This is a genomic window from Streptomyces sp. NPDC091416, assembly GCF_044756845.1.
Lineage (GTDB): Bacteria > Actinomycetota > Actinomycetes > Streptomycetales > Streptomycetaceae > Streptomyces.
Window position 1 is genome coordinate 260,896 of sequence record NZ_JBIVTU010000007.1, and the last position, 20,233, is coordinate 281,128.

The 20,233-nt window shown below is 72.0% G+C and carries 17 protein-coding genes; 9 read left to right on the top strand and 8 right to left on the bottom strand.

Annotated features, from left to right (window positions below):
* Nucleotides 1-14 precede the first annotated feature (14 nt).
* The gene (locus tag ACIQMX_RS22300) at nucleotides 15-890 is read right to left on the bottom strand and encodes a DUF4184 family protein (protein WP_402480469.1); all 876 of its coding nucleotides are present in this window, start codon (nucleotides 888-890) and stop codon (nucleotides 15-17) included.
* Nucleotides 891-1,076: 186 nt separating this feature from the next.
* Here ACIQMX_RS22300 and ACIQMX_RS22305 point away from each other — a divergent pair, with 186 nt between their 5' ends.
* From ACIQMX_RS22305 to ACIQMX_RS22315, 3 genes are all read left to right on the top strand, one after another.
* Nucleotides 1,077-2,780: a lytic murein transglycosylase gene (locus ACIQMX_RS22305; protein ID WP_402480472.1), complete on the top strand. Its 1,704-nt coding sequence runs from the start codon at nucleotides 1,077-1,079 to the stop codon at nucleotides 2,778-2,780.
* A gap of 151 nt (nucleotides 2,781-2,931) precedes the next feature.
* The gene (locus ACIQMX_RS22310) at nucleotides 2,932-3,069 is read left to right on the top strand and encodes an SPW_0924 family protein (protein WP_148015833.1); all 138 of its coding nucleotides are present in this window, start codon (nucleotides 2,932-2,934) and stop codon (nucleotides 3,067-3,069) included.
* A gap of 36 nt (nucleotides 3,070-3,105) precedes the next feature.
* The gene (locus ACIQMX_RS22315; protein WP_363078110.1) at nucleotides 3,106-4,104 is read left to right on the top strand and encodes a DUF3068 domain-containing protein; all 999 of its coding nucleotides are present in this window, start codon (nucleotides 3,106-3,108) and stop codon (nucleotides 4,102-4,104) included.
* Here ACIQMX_RS22315 and hrpB read toward each other — a convergent pair.
* Together hrpB and ACIQMX_RS22325 are read right to left on the bottom strand one after the other, a co-directional pair.
* Nucleotides 4,091-6,592 (bottom strand): ATP-dependent helicase HrpB, encoded by a 2,502-nt coding sequence (gene hrpB / locus ACIQMX_RS22320; RefSeq protein ID WP_402480475.1) that lies wholly within the window; start codon nucleotides 6,590-6,592, stop codon nucleotides 4,091-4,093. The two genes, ACIQMX_RS22315 and hrpB, sit on opposite strands and share 14 nt — an antisense overlap.
* Before the next feature lie 200 nt (nucleotides 6,593-6,792).
* Nucleotides 6,793-7,605: a class I SAM-dependent methyltransferase gene (locus ACIQMX_RS22325; protein WP_402480477.1), complete on the bottom strand. Its 813-nt coding sequence runs from the start codon at nucleotides 7,603-7,605 to the stop codon at nucleotides 6,793-6,795.
* A 401-nt stretch (nucleotides 7,606-8,006) separates the two neighbouring features.
* Between ACIQMX_RS22325 and rpsA the strand changes: the two genes are divergently transcribed.
* A complete protein-coding gene (gene rpsA / locus ACIQMX_RS22330; protein ID WP_136330605.1) occupies nucleotides 8,007-9,521 on the top strand; it encodes a 30S ribosomal protein S1 in 1,515 nt (504 codons plus the stop codon).
* A 95-nt stretch (nucleotides 9,522-9,616) separates the two neighbouring features.
* Here the strand turns inward: rpsA and ACIQMX_RS22335 are convergent, their stop codons facing one another.
* The gene (locus tag ACIQMX_RS22335) at nucleotides 9,617-10,579 is read right to left on the bottom strand and encodes a nitrous oxide reductase family maturation protein NosD (protein WP_402480480.1); all 963 of its coding nucleotides are present in this window, start codon (nucleotides 10,577-10,579) and stop codon (nucleotides 9,617-9,619) included.
* Nucleotides 10,580-10,914: 335 nt separating this feature from the next.
* Between ACIQMX_RS22335 and ACIQMX_RS22340 the strand changes: the two genes are divergently transcribed.
* The 4 genes from ACIQMX_RS22340 (at nucleotide 10,915) to ACIQMX_RS22355 (ending at nucleotide 14,658) form a co-directional block, all read left to right on the top strand.
* Nucleotides 10,915-12,438 carry a flavin monoamine oxidase family protein gene (locus ACIQMX_RS22340; RefSeq protein WP_402480757.1) on the top strand — a complete coding sequence of 508 codons (1,524 nt, stop codon included), beginning with the start codon at nucleotides 10,915-10,917 and terminating at the stop codon, nucleotides 12,436-12,438.
* Nucleotides 12,439-12,520: 82 nt separating this feature from the next.
* A complete protein-coding gene (locus ACIQMX_RS22345) occupies nucleotides 12,521-13,459 on the top strand; it encodes a PAC2 family protein (RefSeq protein WP_363078117.1) in 939 nt (312 codons plus the stop codon).
* Nucleotides 13,460-13,513: 54 nt separating this feature from the next.
* On the top strand, nucleotides 13,514-14,116 hold the full coding sequence (gene coaE, locus ACIQMX_RS22350; RefSeq protein ID WP_402480483.1) for a dephospho-CoA kinase: 603 nt from the start codon (nucleotides 13,514-13,516) through the stop codon (nucleotides 14,114-14,116).
* Between the two features lie 173 nt (nucleotides 14,117-14,289).
* Nucleotides 14,290-14,658: a tetratricopeptide repeat protein gene (locus ACIQMX_RS22355; protein ID WP_350988721.1), complete on the top strand. Its 369-nt coding sequence runs from the start codon at nucleotides 14,290-14,292 to the stop codon at nucleotides 14,656-14,658.
* A gap of 13 nt (nucleotides 14,659-14,671) precedes the next feature.
* Here the strand turns inward: ACIQMX_RS22355 and ACIQMX_RS22360 are convergent, their stop codons facing one another.
* On the bottom strand, nucleotides 14,672-14,950 hold the full coding sequence (locus ACIQMX_RS22360) for a DUF6343 family protein (protein ID WP_363078121.1): 279 nt from the start codon (nucleotides 14,948-14,950) through the stop codon (nucleotides 14,672-14,674).
* Nucleotides 14,951-15,028: 78 nt separating this feature from the next.
* On the opposite strand from ACIQMX_RS22360, the gene ACIQMX_RS22365 reads away from it, so the two are divergent.
* On the top strand, nucleotides 15,029-16,147 hold the full coding sequence (locus tag ACIQMX_RS22365) for an ADP-ribosylglycohydrolase family protein (protein WP_363078123.1): 1,119 nt from the start codon (nucleotides 15,029-15,031) through the stop codon (nucleotides 16,145-16,147).
* Between the two features lie 13 nt (nucleotides 16,148-16,160).
* Here ACIQMX_RS22365 and ACIQMX_RS22370 read toward each other — a convergent pair whose 3' ends face one another.
* The 3 genes from ACIQMX_RS22370 to ACIQMX_RS22380 are packed head-to-tail and all read right to left on the bottom strand — an operon-like array spanning nucleotide 16,161 to nucleotide 20,179.
* Nucleotides 16,161-17,237, bottom strand: coding sequence for a tyrosine-protein phosphatase (locus ACIQMX_RS22370; RefSeq protein ID WP_363078125.1), 1,077 nt, complete (start codon nucleotides 17,235-17,237; stop codon nucleotides 16,161-16,163).
* A gap of 47 nt (nucleotides 17,238-17,284) precedes the next feature.
* Entirely contained in the window at nucleotides 17,285-19,276 is a 1,992-nt protein-coding gene (locus ACIQMX_RS22375) for a hypothetical protein (protein WP_402480489.1), read from the bottom strand.
* A 3-nt stretch (nucleotides 19,277-19,279) separates the two neighbouring features.
* Nucleotides 19,280-20,179 (bottom strand): SGNH/GDSL hydrolase family protein, encoded by a 900-nt coding sequence (locus ACIQMX_RS22380; protein ID WP_363078129.1) that lies wholly within the window; start codon nucleotides 20,177-20,179, stop codon nucleotides 19,280-19,282.
* Between the last annotated feature and the right edge of the window lie 54 nt (nucleotides 20,180-20,233).

The window sequence follows — 20,233 nt, forward strand, 5'->3', positions numbered from 1 at the left end:
GGGGCGGGGCGTTCTCAGTCGCCGGTCCGGCCCCTGCCCCGGGCCGGACCGGCGACTGAGCCTGCCGGGGCGCCGGTGTCCGGGTGCCGCATCCGCAGCCGCATCCACCCCCCGTACAGCACGAGCCCGGCAGCGAGCCCGGCGCCAGCGCCGAAGCAGGCGGTCGGGATGATGTCGAGCGGTGTGTCGACGTGCCCGAAGTACGCGTACCAGCGAGCGCAGCGGTGCACGGTGCCCAGCAGGACGCACAGTCCGACGGACGCCGCGGCCCACCACCGTGCCCGGTGGTCCAGGACCGGTACGGCCGCCGGTGCGGGCCGGGCCCCGGTCCGGCGCAGCCCCGACACGGTGAACCACGCCAGCACCGTCAGGGCCAGGGCCGAACTGCCGTACTGCACCAGCTGGAACACCGGGTGGCCGCCCGCGTGCTGCCCGAGCACGGGTACCAGCCGCACCCCCCAGCGGTCGTGGTGGGTGAAGGCGTCCCAGACGACATGGGTGGCGGCTCCGATGACGGCCGACACGGCGAACCACACACCGTCCCGCAGGCCCCGCGGCCCTCGTCCGGGCGGGCGCCGGGCGCCTCGCACCCAGGCGTACACCCGCCCCTGCCAGTCCGTGGGCAGCAGCGCCACGAGGGGTTCGCGCAGCAGCAGCCACAGCGCCACGGTCGCCGCGGTGATCAGGACGTCCACCGTGAACACACCCCACCACGCGTGGGTGACCTGTCCGAACTCCATGGCGCCCGGGATCGCCGTGTCCGCGAAGTACGTCATGTCGGGGGCGAACGAACCGGCGACGAGTGCCGAGGCCAGGAGCGGTCCGCGCCCTGTCCCGTTGCGGCGGATCCCCGGGAGGACGGCTGCGGCGTGGCTGAGCGTGAACGGCATGGGGGAAGTATGCGCGAGCGGCCGTTACGTGCCTTTCACCGACTGGACAACTTGCGGACCCGATCGTGAGAAACCGGTAAGAAGCGGTCCGGCCGCTGTGTCCGCGCGGCACAAGTTGCCGTAGGGTCGCCTGAGTCCAGGCGCAGGGGAGCGCGGACAGCCGACGAGGGGGAGGGCCCACACGTTATGGCAGCGCAATTCGGTCGCCGACTGCGCAGAGGGGCGACCACGGCTGCCGTGGCCGCTGCCGCTGTGGCAGCACTTTCCGCGTCGCAGGCCCCCGGTGCGCCCCTGGTGGCGTCCGACGGGGACCAGCCGACCACCGGTGCGGCGGGCTCGACGCCCTCCGGTGACGGTGCCGCGTCCGGCAACTCGCCCTACTTCACCGACCTGCCGCCGCTGAACACGCCCAACAAGCCGGGTACGTCCGTCAACCTGCCGGTGACCGGAAGTCCCGAATCGGGCATACCGGCATCGATCCTCGCGGCGTACAAGAAGGCCCAGCAGACCATCGCGGGTACGGACGCCGCCTGCCGGCTGCCGTGGCAGCTCCTCGCCGCGATCGGCAAGGTCGAGTCGGGCCAGGCCCGCGGCGGCCGGGTCGACGCGCAGGGCACCACGCTCTCCCCGATCCTCGGCCCCGCCCTCAACGGCCAGGGCTTCGCCCTGATCAAGGACACCGACAACGGCGCCTACGACGGGGACTCGACGCACGACCGGGCGGTCGGCCCGATGCAGTTCATCCCGTCCACCTGGGCGACCTGGGGCCAGGACGGCAACGCCGACGGCCGCAAGGACCCCAACAACATCTACGACGCGGCCCTCGCCGCCGGGCGCTACCTCTGCGCCGGCTCGCGCGATCTGGCGCTCGCCGCCGACCTGGACCGGGCGGTCCTGAGCTACAACCACTCCGACGAGTACCTGCGTACCGTCCGTACCTGGTTCGACTACTACAACCGCGGTACGCACGAGGTGCCGGACGGCACCGGCATCCTGCCCGTCGAGTCCAGTACCGGAACACACCGGAACACCGGCTCCGGCACCCACGGCAGCAACCCGTCCTCGTCCCCGTCCTCGTCCCCGTCGTCCTCGCCCTCCGGTTCGCCGACGCCCAAGCCGCCGGCGAAGCCGAGCCCGACGCCCTCGGACCCGGGCGGGCCGGGCACGCCCACGACGCCGACCCCGACGCCCGAGCCCACGCCGACCCCGGCCCTGACCGCCGTGCAGAACGCGGGCACCGGTGAGCTGACCGCCACGGCGGGCGACGCCTTCGCCGAGCGGATCAAGGTCCTGGCGAAGAGCAACTTCGGCAAGCCGCTCGCCAAGGTGTCCGTGACCTTCACCGTCGTCGGTGACACGGACGCCGCGTTCGACGGTGGGAAGAAGACCGTCACCGCGGTCACCGGGACCGACGGCACGGCCACCGCGCCGGTACTGGAGGCGGGCGAGAAGACGGGCGCGTTCACCGTCCGCGCGACGGCCACCGGCACCTCGCTGCCCGCCGTCACGTACACGGCGACCGTCACCGCGCGGCAGGCCGACGCCATCGCCAGGACGGGCACCGCGGAGCTGACCGCCGTGGCGGGCCAGACGTTCACCGACGTCACGGCCAAGGCCACGTACAAGGGCGCAGCCGCCGGCCGGGTCGACGTCACCGCCACCATGATCACCGACGACGAGAAGCCGGTCGAGAACGACAAGGGCCCGTACTTCACGGACGACGACGGGAACCCGGTCCGCACCTTCGTGTTCACCACGGACGCGGACGGCACGCTCACCCTGCCCAAGATCTACGCGGACGGCGCCGCGGGCACGTACAAGCTGCGCCTGACCACCCAGGGCGGCGCCACCGTCGTCATCGAGCTCACGGTCGAGGCCCCCGCCGCCTGACCCACGCGCACCCGGGCCCACCACGCCCCGGACAGCCCCTTGGCCGGCACCCGGCCAAGGGGCTGTTCTACGTGTTCTCATCTCGCGCCCCGGTTGCTACGGTGCCCCAGCCCTGACGACCCATCAGCTCCGAGCTCCCGGGAGGCCGAGCATGCGCGCCCTGATCGCCGCAGCCATCGGACTGGCCGCAGCCCTCGCCCTCGTACTCACCATCAGCGCGATCGGCGCGCCGCCCGGCGAGACCTCGCCCAAACCCCTGCTGACCACGGTCCCGGGCCCGAAGAACTAGCCGTCCGCACCACGGAATGCAGAGGGAGGACACCCCATGCGCCGCCGAGCCAGCCTCGTACTCCTGGCCTTCGCCGTCTTCTTCGCCGCGCTGTCACCGCTGTTGCGCTGGTACGCCTTCCCGCGGCTCGCGAAGATCCCGCCGAACCAGTACCAGGAGACCGTGCTGGAGGCGAAGCCCGCGACCCTGCTCAACTACAGCACGCTCAAGGCCGAGAAGGTCGACAGGATCACTATCGTGCAGACCCTCAAGGGCAATGTGGAGGAGTCCGAGAAGATCGAGCGCAGCGCCGGCCGCGACGTCGTCGTCTGGGACGCCCTGTCCTACGTACAGGGCCCCGACGGCAAGATGGTCTCCAAGATCCCCGAGCGCTACATCTTCGACGCCCACAGCCAGGACCCGGTCCACGCCACGGGCGAATCGGTCGACGGCGACGCGGTGAGCCGCGAGGGCATCGAGTTCAAGTGGCCCTTCCTCACCGAGAAGCGCGACTACGAGTACTTCGACGCCCAGACCCGCACCAGCTCGCCCATCCACTACAAGGGCACGCAGAACTTCCGCGGCATGGAGGTCTACTACTTCGAGCAGACCGTCCCGTGGACCAAGGTCCCGATGCCGAAGGCCATGCCGATCGCCATCACCCCGGAGCAGATCGCCGAGACCGGCATCACCCGCTGGTACACCACCAAGCGGATGTTCTGGGTCGACCCCGTCACCGGGGCGCCGGTCAACGGCGAGGAGGTCCACAAGGAGGAGCTGCGGAACGCGAAGGCGCTGGGCATGTCCGAGGACACCGTGACGGTGTTCGCCGGCCATGTGAAGATGCGCGAGGACTACATCGTCTCGATCGTCGACCTGGTCAAGTCCCAGCGGCTCCTCGTCCTGCTGCTGACCTCGTACCTGCCCTGGGGCTTCCTCGTCCTGGGTGCCGGGCTGCTGGCCCTGTCGCTGTGGCTGGAGGCCCGCTCGCGGCGGCCGGGCGAGGCGGAGACGGCCAGGCGGAAGGAACCGGAGCCCGCTCCTACTCCCGCCTGAGCCGCGCCTTCGTGAACCTGGTCGCCTCCACCGTCGTCGGGTCCTCCGGCCACGGATGCCTCGGATAGCGGCCGCGCAGCTCCGCCCGCACCGCCTTGTAGCCCTCCCGCCAGAACGACGCCAGATCCGCCGTCACCGCCGCCGGGCGCCCCGCGGGCGAGAGCAGGTGCACCAGAACCGGCACACCTGCCACCCGCGGGGTCTCCTGGAGGCCGAACAGCTCCTGGAGCTTCACCGCCAGTACGGGCTGGGCGCCCCCGTACTCCACCCTGATCCGTGAACCGCTCGGCACCTCGATCCGCTCCGGTGCCAGCTCGTCCAGCCGGGCCGCCTCACCGGTCGCCCACGGCAGCAGTCTGCGCAGCGCCTGCCCGGCGTCGATCCCGGCCAGGTCCGAACGGCGCCGGGCCCGCGAAAGCTCGGGCTCCAGCCACTGCTCGGTACGGTCGAGGAGCGCCTCGTCCGACACCTCCGGCCATGGCCCGCCCAGCTCGCGGTGGAGGAAGGCCAGCCGCTCCCGCAGCTGCTCCGCGTCGCGGCTCCAGCGCAGCAGCCCGAGGCCCTCCCGCCGCAACCCCTCCACCAGGGCCTCCCGCACCAGCGCGGGGTCCGGCCGCTTCAGCGGGCGCGCCGACAGTTCGACGGCGCCCAGGCGCTCCACCCGGCGGGCCACCACGTCCCGGCCCTCCCAGCGGACCTCCTCGCCCGCGAACCGCAGATGCCCGGCCGCCAGCCGTGCCGTGTCCTCGTCGATGACCGCGGCGAGCCGGACCCGGGCCGACGCCGCGTGCGCGGGACGGTCCGCGACCGCGACCGCGAGCCACGGCGCACTGCGCAGCCGTGAGCCCTCCCGCAGCTCCGCGCCCGTGCCGGAGGCCATCAGGAACGCCCCCTCACCCCGGGCCCGCGCCACTCGCTCGGGAAAGGCCAGGGCGGCCACCAGGCCCACGGCGGCGTCGTCCGGACCGGACCCGCCGGCTTCGGCGCCCTTGAAGGACGACGACAGCCGCCGCACCTCCTGGCGCCACCGGGCGGCATAGCCGTCCTTGCCCAGCCGTGCGGTACGCAACGCGGCGGCCAGATCGTCCCCGTAGTCGCGCGGCGGCTCCTCGCCGATCAGCGCCACGACCTCCGCGGCCCGTCGCCCGCCGACCTCGGCCGCCCCGTCCAGCAGCGCCCTGGCCAGCCGTGGATGCAGCCCGAGCCGGGACATCCGCACACCGCGGTCCGTCGCCCGCCCGTCGGCGTCCACCGCGCCGATCGCCGTCAGTACCTCGCGGGCCGCGCCCATCGCACCCGCCGGCGGCGGGTCCAGCAGCGCGAGTCCCGCGGCGCCCGGATCGCCCCAGCAGGCCGCCTGGAGGGCGAACGCGGCCAGATCCGCCACCTTGATCTCGGGGGACGGAAACCGGGCGAGCCGCCCGTCCTCCGCCTGTTCCCAGCAGCGGTAGACCGTCCCGGGAGCCTCCCGGCCGGCCCGGCCCGCCCGCTGGCGGCCCGCCGCCTGCGAGGCCCGTACCGTCGTCAGCGCGCTCAGCCCGCGGGCGTGGTCGGTGCGCGGTTCCCTGGCCAGCCCCGAGTCGACGACGGTCCGCACTCCCGGAACGGTCAGCGACGACTCCGCCACCGAGGTCGCCAGTACCACCCGCCGCCCCCGGGACGAACCCGCCAGCACGGCGTCCTGGACCGTGGCCGGTGCCCGCCCGTGGACCTGGAGCACCTCCGCGGCCACCCCGGACAGCTGCCCCGCCACCCGGCCGATCTCGCCGACGCCGGGCAGGAAACACAGCACGTCGCCCTCCCGCTCGGCCAGCGCCCGGCGCACCACGGCGGCGACATGGGTCAGCAGCGCCGGGTCGACCCGCATCCCGTGCGGCGGCCGTACCGGACGGGCGGGCGGCGCCCACACCACCTCCACCGGGTGCGAGACGCCCTGCGCCTCGATCACGGGGGCGTCGCCGAGCAGCCGGGCCCAGCCCTCGGCGTCGGTGGTCGCGGACGCGGCGACCAGACGCAGGTCGGGGCGGATCGCCTCCCGTACGTCGAGGAGGAAGGCGGCCACGGTGTCCGCGTCGAGATGGCGTTCGTGGCACTCGTCGATGATCACCGCGTCGACGCCGGCGAGTTCCTGATCGCGCTGGAGGCGCTGGAGCAGCACCCCGGTGGTGACGACCTCGACCACGGTGTCCGGGCCGGCCACCCGCTCCCCGCGCACGGTGAAGCCGACCCGTTCGCCGGGGCGCTCGCCCAGCAGCCACGCCATCCGCCGGGCCGCGGCGCGGGCGGCGATGCGCCGCGGCTCGGCGACCACGACCCGGCGCACCGGCCCGTCACCGGTCAGGCCCGCCAGGACGAGGGGGACGAGGGTCGTCTTGCCGGTGCCGGGCGGCGCGCACAGCACCGCGACCCCGCGGTCGTCGAGCGCCCGCCGCAGCGCGGGCACGGCGGTGCGGACGGGCAGCTGGTCCAGGGCGTCGGTACGGATCACGCCCCCAGTCTCGTACGACGGGACACGGCCGCCCGCACCGGCAGGCGTCTCGGTCCTTGAAGCGGGCCGGGACCGTGGTGCCGGAGCTCGGTCCCGTGAGCGGGCCAGGACCGTGGTCCCGTGCGCCGTTCCTCAAGGGGGCCGGAACAGTGGGCCCGGGGCTCGGTCCCGCGAGCGGGCCGAAAGCGCGGTCCCGGTGCTCAGTCCCGCTCGCAGACGAAGATCGCGGTTCCCGGGATCAGGTTGCCCCGCAGCGGCGACCAGCCGCCCCACTCCTGGTCGTTCCACGAGGGCCACTCGGGCTCGACCAGGTCGGCCAGCCGGAAGCCGCCCGCCACCACGTCCCGCACCCGGTCGCCGAGCGTGCGGTGGTGCTCCACGTACACCGCCTCGCCCCGTTCGTCCTGCTCGACGTAGGGGGTGCGGTCGAAATAGGAGGCGGCGACGGACAGGCCCTCGGGCCCCGGCTCGTCCGGGAACGCCCAGCGGACCGGGTGCGTGACGGAGAAGACCCAGCGGCCGCCGGGGCGCAGTACCCGGTGGACCTCGCGGAACACCTGGACCGGGTCGGCGACGAACGGCACCGCGCCATAGGCGGAGCAGGCCAGGTCGAAGGAGCCGTCCCGGAAGGGCAGCACCCCGGCGTCCGCCTCGACCAGGGGGATGCCCTCGCCGATCCGCAGGGCGTGCTGGAGCTGGCGGTGGGAGAGGTCGAGGGCGACCGGCCGGGCGCCCTGCGCGGCCAGCCAGCGCGAACACTGTGCGGCGCCCGCGCCGATCTCCAGGACGTCCAGGCCCTTCAGCGACGTGGCGGGGCCGAGCAGCCCGGCCTCGGCCTCGTCGAGTCCCTCCGGGCCCCAGACGAAACGGTCGTCCCCGAGGAAGCCGCCGTGGTCGTTCTGGTACTCGTCCGCGTTGCGGTCCCACCAGCCGCGGCTGGCCCGGCTGCTCTCGGCCTCGCCGGCGGTGCGGCGCGTCGCCTCGGGTTCGGCCGCGTAGATCTCTTGGCTCATCGTGCCCGTCGTTGTAGTTTGCCTTCACCCCGTCGTACGAGGTACGTACCAAGGGGGCATGTGCGTGCGGAACCCGCGTGTCCGGAACATCTCCGGGGCCGATGTGGCCTCGGTGAACCTGAGTTGTGCCGGGTATGAGCCGTTCCGCCCCTGGTGTGCGCCTTCGCGCATTGACCGTGCCCTGCTGCCCCCGTATGCTACAAGTTGCGCTGCGAGCCTGCGCGCCTCAGACCTAGCAGGCCGCGCTCGCATCTGTATGTATGTCCCCTCGGTTCACGAGAGGCGCCTCCCGGTTCATCGGGGCCGGCGCTTCCCAGGCTGTCCGGCTTCTGCAGAGGCGATACGGGCTCACGGCGTAGCAGTAACTTCGACTCACTGTCCGTACCGGAGCCCTTTCCCACATGACGAGCAGCACCGAGACCACCGCCACCACTCCGCAGGTTGCGGTCAACGACATCGGCGACGCGGACGCGTTCCTCGCCGCGATCGACGAGACGATCAAGTACTTCAACGACGGCGACATCGTTGACGGTGTCATCGTCAAGGTTGACCGCGACGAGGTCCTCCTCGACATCGGTTACAAGACCGAAGGCGTCATCCCGAGCCGCGAGCTCTCGATCAAGCACGACGTCGACCCGAACGAGGTCGTCAAGGTCGGCGACGAGATCGAGGCCCTGGTTCTCCAGAAGGAGGACAAGGAAGGCCGCCTGATCCTCTCGAAGAAGCGCGCTCAGTACGAGCGTGCCTGGGGCACCATCGAGAAGATCAAGGAAGAAGACGGCATCGTCACCGGTACCGTCATCGAGGTCGTCAAGGGTGGTCTCATCCTCGACATCGGCCTCCGTGGCTTCCTGCCGGCGTCGCTCGTCGAGATGCGCCGCGTCCGCGACCTCCAGCCGTACGTGGGCAAGGAGCTCGAGGCCAAGATCATCGAGCTGGACAAGAACCGCAACAACGTGGTCCTGTCCCGCCGTGCCTGGCTCGAGCAGACCCAGTCCGAGGTCCGCCAGACGTTCCTCACGACCCTCCAGAAGGGTCAGGTCCGCTCCGGCGTCGTCTCCTCGATCGTCAACTTCGGTGCCTTCGTGGACCTGGGTGGCGTCGACGGTCTCGTGCACGTCTCCGAGCTGTCCTGGAAGCACATCGACCACCCCTCCGAGGTTGTCGAGGTCGGCCAGGAAGTCACCGTCGAGGTTCTCGACGTGGACATGGACCGCGAGCGCGTGTCCCTGTCGCTCAAGGCGACGCAGGAAGACCCGTGGCAGCAGTTCGCCCGCACGCACCAGATCGGGCAGGTTGTTCCCGGTAAGGTCACCAAGCTCGTTCCGTTCGGTGCGTTCGTGCGCGTCGACGAGGGCATCGAGGGCCTGGTCCACATCTCCGAGCTGGCCGAGCGCCACGTGGAGATCCCGGAGCAGGTCGTCCAGGTCAACGACGAGATCTTCGTCAAGGTCATCGACATCGACCTCGAGCGTCGTCGCATCAGCCTCTCGCTGAAGCAGGCCAACGAGTCCTTCGGTGGCGACCCGGCCTCGGTCGAGTTCGACCCGACCCTGTACGGCATGGCCGCGTCGTACGACGACCAGGGCAACTACATCTACCCCGAGGGCTTCGACCCCGAGACCAACGACTGGCTCGAGGGCTTCGAGGCTCAGCGCGAGGTCTGGGAGACCCAGTACGCCGAGGCGCAGCAGCGCTTCGAGCAGCACCAGGCCCAGGTCATCAAGTCCCGCGAGGCCGACGAGGCCGCTGCGGCCGAGGGCGCTGCTGCCCCGGCCGGCAGCGCTCCGGCTGCCTCGGGCGGCAGCGGTGGCGGCGGTTCGTACTCCTCGGAGTCCGCGGACAACTCCGGCGCCCTGGCGTCGGACGAGGCCCTGGCTGCCCTGCGCGAGAAGCTGGCGGGCGGCCAGAGCTGACGCTCTGACCTTCCGGCCGGTCATCGGCTGCAGTAGATGACGGTGAGGCCCGCTCCCTTCGGGGGGCGGGCCTCATTCGTTCTTCCGGCGAACCGCTACGGGGTGACGGCGATGTTGGTGAGGCCGTTGCCGCCGGTCACGGTGTTGCTCGCGTGGACCGTCGTGGGACAACTCGCGCTGTAGTTGGTGACGTTGACCGCGAGCCGCTTGGCGCCCGTCGAACCGGACAGGTCCGAGACGTTGTCCCTGAAGACGGTCCCGCAGCCCCAGCCGCTCTGCTGGGTGTGCGTCTCGTAGCCGTTGTCGGTCGTACGGGAGCCGTGGTTGCCCTGGACCAGGACGCCGTTGCCCTTCACGTCGACCCAGGAGTCGTCGTAGTTGGCGCCGGTCAGCCCGCTGCCGTCGAAGGTGTTCCCGATGATGCGGGCACCCGTGGTGCCTTCCTTGATGTCGACGTTCTCGCCGCCGACGCCCGGCCCGATGGTGTTGTCCAGGATCTGTACCCGGTCGCTCCGGTCGGAGAGGTCGCCCGCCGTGCCGACGTAGACGCCCTCGCCCATGCCGCGGCCGTCGTGCCCGGTGTCGTAGATCCGGGAGTTGCGGATGATGCCGTCGCTGCTGGACCTGCGGAAGTGGACGCCCTCCATGTCCAGGTTGTGTACGGTCACCGAGTCGATGACCACGCCGTTGGCGCCGTCGGCCATGATGCCCTTCTGGCCGCCCGTGACGGTGATGCCCCGCACCGTCCAGTACGAGGCGCCGTTGAGGTGCAGCCCGTAGCCGCCGCCGGCCGTGAGCACCGCCCCCGCGGAGCCGGTCAGGGTGATGCGCGCGGAGGCCGTTCCGGGTACGAGGGCCTTGAAGTTGCCGGTGTACGTGCCGTCCGCGAGGTGGATCGTGTCGCCGGGAACGGCCGCGGTGAGTGCCGACTTGAGCTGGGCGGCGGTGCTCACCTCGATGACCGTCGCGGCCCTTGCCGTACCGGCGGAGGCGAGGGCGAGCATGCCGGTGGCGAGGGCGGTGGCCAGCAGGGCGGGGACCGGTGTGCGGGTGCGCATGGGGGTGCCTTCCCGTGAAAGGTTCAGGACGTTCTCGTACATGAATGTGGGGCGAGTGTCTGAACTTGCTGCCCAGTGACGGTAGGGATGGGGTGCGGGCATGTCAAGGTCTGGACCATTGTCCGCGGGGTTCGGGGTGTGGTGAACGCAGGGAAACGTGTGGGATACACGAACAGCTGACGGCTCGTAACACACCCTTGCCAGGATCCCGGCAACCTCAAGATCCGAAGGGGAGCCGGGACATGACGCATGCTTCGCACCACTCGCCCGCGACGCCGGGCGCGAGCCGCCGTACCTTCCTCCGCAACGTCGGGCTCTCCGGCGGGGCGGGCGCGATGTTCGCCACCATGGGGGCACTCGGCCTCGCCCCCACCGCCCAGGCCGCAAACCGCGAACCCGCCTATCGCGCTCCCAGCAGCGGCGACTTCCACCTGAAGGGCAAAGGGGCGGCCAAGGTGGTCGTCGTGGGCGGCGGCATCGCCGGCCTCGCCACCGCCTACGAGCTCGGAAAGGCGGGCTACGACTGTACGGTCCTGGAGGCCCGCAGCCGTACGGGCGGCCGCAACTTCACCGTGCGCGGCGGGGATTCCACCACCGACATCCACGGCGTCACACAGACGGCACGGTTCTCCGACGGGCAGTACATGAACGCCGGCCCCGGCCGGATACCGCAGTGGATGGTCACCCTCGACTACTGTCGCGAACTCGGCGTTCCCATCGAGGTGTTCACCAACGTGAACGCCAATGCCTACCTCTACAACGAGAGGGCGGGCATGAAGGCCCCGGTGCGCTACCGCACCGCCAAGGCCGATGTGTACGGCTACGTCGCCGAACTCCTCTCCAAGGCCACCGACAAGGGCGCGCTCGACCGGCAGATCACCGCCGACGACCAGGAACGGCTGCTCGACTTCCTCAAGGACTTCGGCGACATCGGCGACACCCTCGACTACACGGGAAGCCCCCGGCGCGGCTACCGCGTCGACCCCGCTGCCGCAGGAACCCCCGGGGAGGAACTCGGTTCCGTTCCCTCGGCGTCCGAGGTCTTCGCCAGCGGCGTCGGGCGCTACTTCGCCTTCGAGTTCGAGTACGACCAGGCGATGCTGATGTTCCAGCCCGTCGGCGGCATGGACCGGATACCCGCCGCGCTCACCCGGGCGATCGGCGAGCGCAGGATCCGAACCGGCGCGGCGGTCACGGAGATCACCGACACCGCCCACGGCGTCACCGTCACCTACACGCAGTCCGGCCGCACCCGCAGCATCGAGGCGGACTACTGCGTCGCCGCCCTGCCGCCCAACATCCTCGCCAAGACGGCCCACAACCTGGGCCCGGCCGTCCAGACCGCACTGGAGGCCTGCAAGCCGTCCTCGGCCGGCAAGATCGGGCTGGAGTACCGCAGCCGCTGGTGGGAGAGCGACCACCAGATCTACGGCGGCATCACCGAGACGGACATGGACCTCGCCCACATCTGGTACCCGTCCTACGGGCACCAGGGCCGCCGCGGCACCCTCATCGGCTACTACAACACCGGCTCCAACGCCGACGCGTACGCCGCCCTGACCCCGCGCGAGCGGGAGGCGCGGGCCGTCGCGCAGGGCGTGAAGATCCACGGCGAGAAGTACCGTACGGAACTGGCCACCTCGTTCTCCCACCACTGGCGCCAGACGCCGTACCTGGAGGCCTCCTGGCACTCCCTGTCCGGCGGCCCCGACGCCCCGGTGTTCGCGCCGCTCAACCAGGCAGCGGGACGGGTCTACTTCGCCGGCGACTACCTGAGCTACGCCGACGCCTGGCAGCACGGCGCGTTCACCTCCGCACGGAAGGCCGTCACGGCACTGCACACGCGGGTACTTGGGTAAACACCATGTGAAGGGGCACGGGCGGGAATGCCCGTGCCCCCCGGGACGTTCTTCTTCAGGAACACAAGGAGGAGCGGTAACCGTGCCTGATCCGCAGAGTTTGTACGAATGGGAGCCGAAGGGCCTGGCTGTCGTCGACATGGCGCTCGCCCAGGAGTCGGCCGGTCTGGTCATGCTCTACCACTTCGAGGGATACATCGACGCGGGTGAGACCGGTGAGCAGATCGTCGACGGGCTGCTCGAATCGCTGCCCCATCAGGTCGTGGCCCGTTTCGACCACGACCGCCTCGTCGACTACCGCGCACGGCGCCCGCTGCTGACGTTCAAGCGCGACCGCTGGGCGTCGTACGAGGCTCCCACCCTGGACGTCCGTGTCGTCCAGGACGCCACCGGCGCCCCCTTCCTGCTGCTGTCCGGCCCCGAGCCGGACGTGGAGTGGGAGCGGTTCGCCGCCGCCGTCGAGCAGATCGTCGAGCGGCTCGGTGTCCGGCTCGCCGTCACCTTCCACGGCATCCCGATGGGCGTTCCGCACACCCGTCCGGTCGGCGTCACACCGCACGGCAACCGCACCGACCTCATGCCGGGCCACCGCAGCCCGTTCGACGAGGCGCAGGTGCCCGGTTCCGCCGCGGCGCTGGTCGAGTACCGGCTGATGGAGGCCGGACACGACGTCCTGGGCGTCGCCGCACATGTGCCGCACTACGTCGCCCGCTCCGCCTACCCCGACGCCGCGCTCACCGCGCTGGAGTCGATCACGGCCGCGACCGGACTCGTCCTGCCGAGCGTCGCCCACTCCCTGCGTACCGAGGCGCACCGGACCCAGACGGAGATCGACCGCCAGATCGGCCAGGGCGACGAAGAGCTCGTCTCGCTGGTCGAGGGCCTTGAGCACCAGTACGACGCCGTCGCGGGTTCGGAGACCCGCGGCAACCTGGTCGCCGAGCCGGTCGACCTGCCCTCCGCCGACGAGATCGGTCTCGAATTCGAGAAGTTCCTGGCGGAGCGGGAGGGCGACAGCTGAGCCGGTTCGGACCTCTTTCCGCGGCGGCGGGCGGCGGGCACTAGGCTGCCGCCCATGCTGAAAGTGGGCCTGACCGGTGGTATCGGAGCCGGCAAGAGCGAAGTGTCCCGGATGCTCGCCGGATACGGAGCCGTCCTCATCGACGCCGACCGGATCGCCCGCGAGGTCGTCGAGCTCGGCACCCCCGGGCTCGACGCCGTCGTCGGGGAGTTCGGCACCGGCGTCCTCACTCCCGAGGGGACCCTGGACCGGCCGAAGCTCGGCTCGGTCGTCTTCTCCGACAGCGAGCGCCTGGCCGCCCTCAACGCGATCGTCCACCCGCTGGTCGGCGCCCGCTCCGCCGAGCTGGAACGCGCCGCGGGGCCCGATTCCGTCGTCGTCCACGACGTACCGCTGCTCACCGAGAACGGCCTCGCCCCGCTCTACGACCTGGTGATCGTGGTCGACGCGGCGCCGGAGACCCAGCTCGACCGCCTCGTACGCCTGCGCGGGATGACGGAGCAGGAGGCACGCGCCAGGATGGCCGCACAGGCCACCCGGGAGCAGCGGCGTGCGGTGGCCGACCTGGTCATCGACAACGACGGACCGATCGAAGCCCTGGAACCGCAGGTCCGCGAGGTCTGGGCGGAACTGGAGCGGCGGGCCGCGGCCGGCTGAGACCCCGGCGCTCCCTGCCAGGAGCCCAGAACTCCCCGCACCGAGAAGACCCGCACCGAGAAGACCCCGCGCCGGAACAGCGCCGGCCGGACAGACGTTCACCTGACGGTGGAGCCGGCATTCATCTGAGGGGCAGACGTTCACCCGACGGTGAACGAGGGAAGGATGTGACCGTGCCCGAGAGGAACCCCGAAACCCACGTCATCGACTTCCGCGCGGCCGAGCAACTGCTCGCGGCGCGCGACCCCCGTGGCGCGGTCCAGCTGCTCGACTCGGTGATCGCCGCCCACCCGGAGAACACCGCGGCCCGGCTCCTGCGCGCCCGCGCCTTCTTCGCGGCGGCCCAGCTGCGCCCCGCCGAGCTCGAGTTCGAGCTGGTCCTGGAGCGGGAACCGGACAACGCCTTCGCGCACTTCGCCCTCGCCCGCACCTTCGAGCGGTCCGGCCATCCGGAGCGGGCCACGCGCCACTTCCGGCTGGCGGCGGCGCTCGACCCGAACCCGGAGTACCTGAAGGCGGCCCGCTTCGACGCGGAGGGCTGAGCGGCTCCCGCGCTCAGTGCCCGTACCTCCCCCGGCCCCCGTGATCGGGTTCGTACGGCGGGATGGAGCGGCCCGGCTGGTAGTGCGGGCCCTGGTGCAGATGGCGGACGATCACCGTCAGGTCCACCAGCACCAGCACGAGCAGCACCCCGCAGGCCGCCGCCCATCCCGGCCTGCCGGTCCAGGTGAACGCCGCCAGGCCGAAGACGGCCCAGGCCAGGCCCCATAGACTCAGCCAGAGCCGCATCCGCAGGGAACTGCGGGCAGTCGTCGGTTCACTACCGGTACGCATGGCGATCGCCTCTCCTACCAGCATGGACCCGCGACGGCGCGTGTGCGGCGTTCCGACGGAAGAGAGTGGGGGACGGCCGTGGACGGCACAGCATGGGGGGACTCCGCAGCCCGCAGGTCCCGCATCCGCGGATGTCTGCTGGGCGGGGCGATCGGGGACGCACTGGGAAACCCGGTGGAGTTCCTGTCGCTCGCCGGCATCCGCCGGGCGCACGGGGAGCAGGGCGTACGCGGCCTCACCGCGGACGAGGACGGGGTCGTCGGACGGGTCACGGACGACACCCAGATGACCCTCTTCACCGCCGAAGGGCTGATCAGGGCGCACTCCCGGGCCATGTCCAAGGGCATCGGCGGCGCCGAGACGGCGATCATCAAGCACGCCTATCTGCGCTGGCTGGACACCCAGAACCATCCCGCGCCGCCGGTCCGCGGCGGGGACGACCCGGTCCGGACCGGATGGCTGAGGCAGCAGCCCTGGCTGTACGCACGCCGGGCCCCCGGAAACGCCTGTCTGACCGGCCTCGCGGCCGGGCACACTCCCGACCCGAGAGGCCCGGTCGGCGAGCCGGGCCCCGTCAACACCGGCTCCAAGGGCTGCGGAACGGTGATGCGCTCCGCACCCTTCGGCCTGACCGGCCAGGGCGCGGCCGGAAGCTTCGCGCTGGCAGCCCGGTGCGCGCAGATCACCCACGGCCACCCAACAGGCGCCTACGCCGCGGGAGCGCTCGCGGCGATCGTCTCCCATCTGCTGGAGGGCGACTCCCTGCCGGGCTCCGTCCTGCGCGCCATGGCCCTGCTCGCCCGGCACCCGGGGCACGAGGAGACGACCGCCGCCCTGCGCGGCGCCGTGGAGCTGGCCGCGCAGGGTTCGCCGAGCGCCGGGAAGGTGGAGTCGCTCGGCGCCGGCTGGGTGGCCGAGGAGGCCCTGGCCATCGCCGTGTACTGCGCTCTGGTCCTGCCGGGGCGCGGCCAGGCCGGCGAGTCGCTGCTCCTCTCGGTCAACCACTCGGGCGACAGCGACTCCACCGGCTCGGTCTGCGGCAATCTGCTCGGGGCTCACCACGGCGACACCTGCCTTCCGCCGTCGTGGCTGGTGCGTACCGAGGGACGGGCCGTGATCGCCGAGGTGGCCGACGACCTGTCCCTGGAGTTCGAGCATGCCCCCGAGTGGCCGGAGGGCCGCTACCCGGGATGCTGACCGGGCGGGCCGGTCAGCCGGTCAGCAGTTTGGCGCGCAGCGTCTCCACGGTCGCCGCGTCGAGCTTCAGCCCGTCGCGCACGTAGGCGTCGAAGGTGCCGTAGATCTGGTCGACCTCGGCGAACGCCGCGCGCAGCCAGCTCAGTTCGACGGCCTCGGGGTCACCGGTGTACTGGTTGCTGGCGAGGAAGTCCGCCTCGACGGTGGCCCTGGGGACGCCCAGCAGGGTGAGCAGGACGGCGGTCCCCCAGCCGGTGCGGTCCTTGCCCGCGCTGCAGTGGAAGACCGTGGCCCCGGAGCTGTTCGTGGCGACGGCGGTGACCAGGTCGTGGAACGCGTAGTCGGCGCCCACGAAGTTGACCATGAACGGGTAGCCGATGGACTGGCCGAGGTCGGAGGAGCCGGAGAAGAGACCGGCCGCGATGGCCTCGGCCAGCGTCATCAGGGCCGAGTCGTGGAACCGGATGCCGTGGCTGAACGAGACCACGTCGGCGACCTGGTAGGTGACGCCGGCGGGCAGCCGGTCGGGTGCCTCGACGCGCTCCTGGATGTTGCGCAGATCCACGTCGAGGGTGAGGCGCTGGGAGACCAGCCGCTGCTGCTCGGCGTCGGTGAGGCTGCTGAGCTTGTTGGACCGGTAGACCAGGCCGGAGCGCACCCAGCGGCCGTCCGTGGTGCGGTAGCCGCCGATGTCACGGAAGTTGCGGGCGGAGGCGAGGCCCAGGGAGCGGTCGGCGACGACCAGCGGGCTGCCGCCGTCCGGAACCAGGCGGAAGTACCAGCGCCCGGCCTCCGGGAGCGTTCCGGCGGGCACGGTCAGCGAACCGGTGCCCGGGGCCGTGCCGAGCGCGACACCGGCCGTGGCGTCGGGGGAGGTGACGGCGGTGACGGACACCGAGGCGGCCGGTGAGGCCCACGAGAGGGTGTGGCCGCCGTCGGCCGCGCGCACGGCACCGGCCGAGGTGAACGGGACCGCGGCCTGTGCGGTGGCCGTGGCGGCGGGCGGTGCGGCGAGTGCGGACGGGGCCAGTGCCGTTCCGGCGAGGAGGGCTGCCGCGACGGCGGCTCCGGCGATGCGGTGCGTACGCATGGTGCTCCTTGTCTGTTCCCCGTCTGTTGCCGACGGGGATGGGGGCGTCAGGAGGTGGGCGTGGCGGTGCACGGATGGGTGCCGCAGACATTGATGACACGGCCGGTGGTCAGGAAGGTGGCCTTCTGCTGACGTGCGGCGGGCGAGTTGCGGGGATCCTCGTGCGGGTCGTGCCCGTACGCGGGTCCGGCGGGCGGGGTGTTGGTGAGCGGAGGCGTGGGGGTTCCGCTGTCCCAGACGGTCATGGCCGAGCCCCGGTAGGGCAGTCGGCCGGCATCGACGCGGCGGATGCCCCAGTACGGGACGGTGTCCGGGCTCCGGCCGGCGGTGAGCGCGGGGGACAGCAGGCGGGCACCGATCGTGCGCGCCTGGACGTCGGCGGCGGCGTTCGCGACCTGGTGGTCCCCGTAGGCGATGTGCATCAGCACCTGGTGGTGGTCGGTGAGGTGGTTCGCGTACGCGTTCGTCTCACCGCGGTCCCACACCATCTGGAACAGCTGGAGGACGAGCTGCTGGTGCAGCTTGTCCGGGTAGGCGACGTCCAGGACCTGCTGGAACGGCGCGAAGTCGGCGCTGCGGTTCAGCAGCAGTCCGTAGTTCATGGCGGTGACGCCCAGGACCCCGCGCCGGATGTCGTGCGAGGCGGCGACCAGGGCGCCGCCGAGGATTCCGCCCTGACTGTTGCCGTCGTACGCGAGACCGTGCCGGATGTCGACGAGCGGGCGGCCCTCGGCGGTACGGAACGCGGGGTCGGTGCCGAGCCCTTCGGCGTGGATCAGGGCGCGGCCGAGGAACAGGGCGTTCAGCATGCCCTGTTCGCTGCGTTCGGGCACGGCAGGGAACAGGTTCGGGTCGGCCAGCGCGGCGAGGACGACGGGGATGTCCTCCTTGGCCATGCCGATCCAGTCCGTGGCGCAGAAGGTGAAGTTGTGTTCGGCGGCCATGTCCTTGACGTTGCCCGCGCCGACCTCGGAGCGGGAGCCGAGCAGCCCGTGCCCGTAGAGCGAGGGGTGGGAGGGGCGGCGGAAGGCGGACCGGGGGATCTCGCAGCGGAACGAGGCGAGCTGGGTGTTGAGGGGCAGCCTGCGGGGGACCCCGTCGCGGTCGCGGTTCAGCACGGAACCGGACGGGCCGCCGGGCAGCGCGAGATAGCTGGGTACGGTGATCTGCCCGGTGACCTCGCGGGCGATCCGGGCGTCCTGGGCGGCGGTGAAGTCGGTGACGCCGGTGACGGCGAAGCCGGGGGAGCGGTTGCCCAGGCGGCGGAACGCGTCGTCGCGGATCGTGAAGAGGTCGCCGGTCAGGCTGCGCGTGGAGGCGACGGTGAAGTCCCAGGCCAGGTTGAGTCCTTCGGTGCTCACCCCGGCCCTGCGCAGGGCCGTGAGGGCCGGGGTGAGCCGGTCCTGGCGGGCGCGCAGCGGGTCATGGGCCGGCAGCCGCCGCCCGGCGACGGCGGCGAACGCGGTGCCCGCCGGGATCGTCCGGCCGGTGGAGTCCCTGAGGCGGCGCAGGGCCACGGCGTAGTGGTGGCCGTCCTGGAGATTGCGGGCCGGGTGGATCAGCAGGGCCCGGCGCGCCGGATCGGAGGCGTTGGCGTCGAGTTCGGCCCAGTACGGCCACCGCTCACCGGTGGTGGTGTCCAGGAGGACGACCGGGGCGTTCTCGTCGAGGGAGCGGCCGAGGTCGGTGAGCGGGGCCGCGCCGGTCGCCGCCAGGTCCAGGCCCGGCACCTGGGCGATCAGGGCGGAGCCGGGGGAGAAGCCGTCGGACCGGTTCCAGGCGGCCGGGTCGATGGGAAGCCCGCTCGTGGCGCGGGGCAGCGCCGCTGCGGCGAAGTCCACCCGGCGGCCCGTGCCGGTGGCCGGGTCCGGCCGGGTGTACCAGTCGTTGGGGAACGGCAGCAGGCACTCCACGGGTGCCAGCGGATCGCAGCCGGTCGCCGAGGGGTGGCCCGCCCGGGCCGCGTGGGCGGGCGGGGCGAGCAGGGCGGCGGCGCCGAGCGCCGCCGCGAGCAGGCCGTGGAGCAGCCGCTGCCGCACGGGTCAGCTCCCCTGGAGGTGTGCGCCGATGATGCGGGCGTAGGCCGCCTCACCCTGCCGGTTGGGGTGCAGCGGGGCGGCCGCCGCGGTCGGCACGTATCCCTCGACCCACTTGTCCGAGGGGGCCTGGCAGGCGTCGTGGCCCTTGCTGGGGGTGGCGACGTCGACGTACTCGGCGCCGTGTGCGGCGCTCTGCTCGGCGATCACCGCGTTCATCCGGTCGACGCTGCCCTGGAGGAAGTCGGCGTCCACCGGGAGCACGGGCTGCAGCGGCCAGCAGCCTCCCGGCTTGATGTAGAGCCCGTAGCCGGTGACGATCACCCGGGCCTGCGGCGACCGCTGGTGGATGCCGTCCAGTACGGCGGCCAGCCGGGGCGCGAACTCCGCGATGCGCTGCGCGACCTGGTCGACCCCGCCCTCGGTCAGCTTGTCCTTGCACGGGGTGGCGGTCGGGTCGAGCTGCATGCAGTCCTGTGCGATGCCGACCAGACCCGCGTCGTTCCCGCCGATCGTCAGGGTGACCAGGTCGGTGTCCGGGCGCAGCGCGTCGAACTGCGGCGCCGCCGAGCCCATCGGGATGTCGAGCAGGGAGAGCGACTGCTTCTCCGTCATGTGCTTGGACTTGGCTCCGCTGCAGGTGACGTCGCGCAGCGAGGCGCCGATGCTCGCCGCCAGCTCGTGCGCGTAGTTGTGCGTGGAGCGCCCGCAGGCCACGGGACCCGTGATGTCCGGGATGAGGGGTCCGGAGGCCATCGAGTCGCCGAGTGCGACGTACGACGTCGTGTCGTCGGCCGCCGCCGCGGTGCCGGACGCGCCGGTGGCGAGGCCCAGACCGGCCAGGGCGATCGCGGCTGCTGATGTTCTGACGATCCGACAGAGTGTGTGAGAACGCGCTGAGTTCACGGCAACCTCCGGTGGGGGGCGGGCGAGGCATGGCGGGTGTCGCCGGTCATCATG

Coding starts and splice junctions, on each gene's coding strand:
- ACIQMX_RS22300 (WP_402480469.1), bottom strand. CDS start 890: ATGCCGTTCACGCTCAGCCACGCCGCAGCCGTCCTCCCGGGGATCCGC.
- ACIQMX_RS22305 (WP_402480472.1), top strand. CDS start 1,077: ATGGCAGCGCAATTCGGTCGCCGACTGCGCAGAGGGGCGACCACGGCT.
- ACIQMX_RS22310 (WP_148015833.1), top strand. CDS start 2,932: ATGCGCGCCCTGATCGCCGCAGCCATCGGACTGGCCGCAGCCCTCGCC.
- ACIQMX_RS22315 (WP_363078110.1), top strand. CDS start 3,106: ATGCGCCGCCGAGCCAGCCTCGTACTCCTGGCCTTCGCCGTCTTCTTC.
- ACIQMX_RS22325 (WP_402480477.1), bottom strand. CDS start 7,605: ATGAGCCAAGAGATCTACGCGGCCGAACCCGAGGCGACGCGCCGCACC.
- rpsA (WP_136330605.1), top strand. CDS start 8,007: ATGACGAGCAGCACCGAGACCACCGCCACCACTCCGCAGGTTGCGGTC.
- ACIQMX_RS22335 (WP_402480480.1), bottom strand. CDS start 10,579: ATGCGCACCCGCACACCGGTCCCCGCCCTGCTGGCCACCGCCCTCGCC.
- ACIQMX_RS22340 (WP_402480757.1), top strand. CDS start 10,915: ATGTTCGCCACCATGGGGGCACTCGGCCTCGCCCCCACCGCCCAGGCC.
- coaE (WP_402480483.1), top strand. CDS start 13,514: ATGCTGAAAGTGGGCCTGACCGGTGGTATCGGAGCCGGCAAGAGCGAA.
- ACIQMX_RS22360 (WP_363078121.1), bottom strand. CDS start 14,950: ATGCGTACCGGTAGTGAACCGACGACTGCCCGCAGTTCCCTGCGGATG.
- ACIQMX_RS22370 (WP_363078125.1), bottom strand. CDS start 17,237: ATGCGTACGCACCGCATCGCCGGAGCCGCCGTCGCGGCAGCCCTCCTC.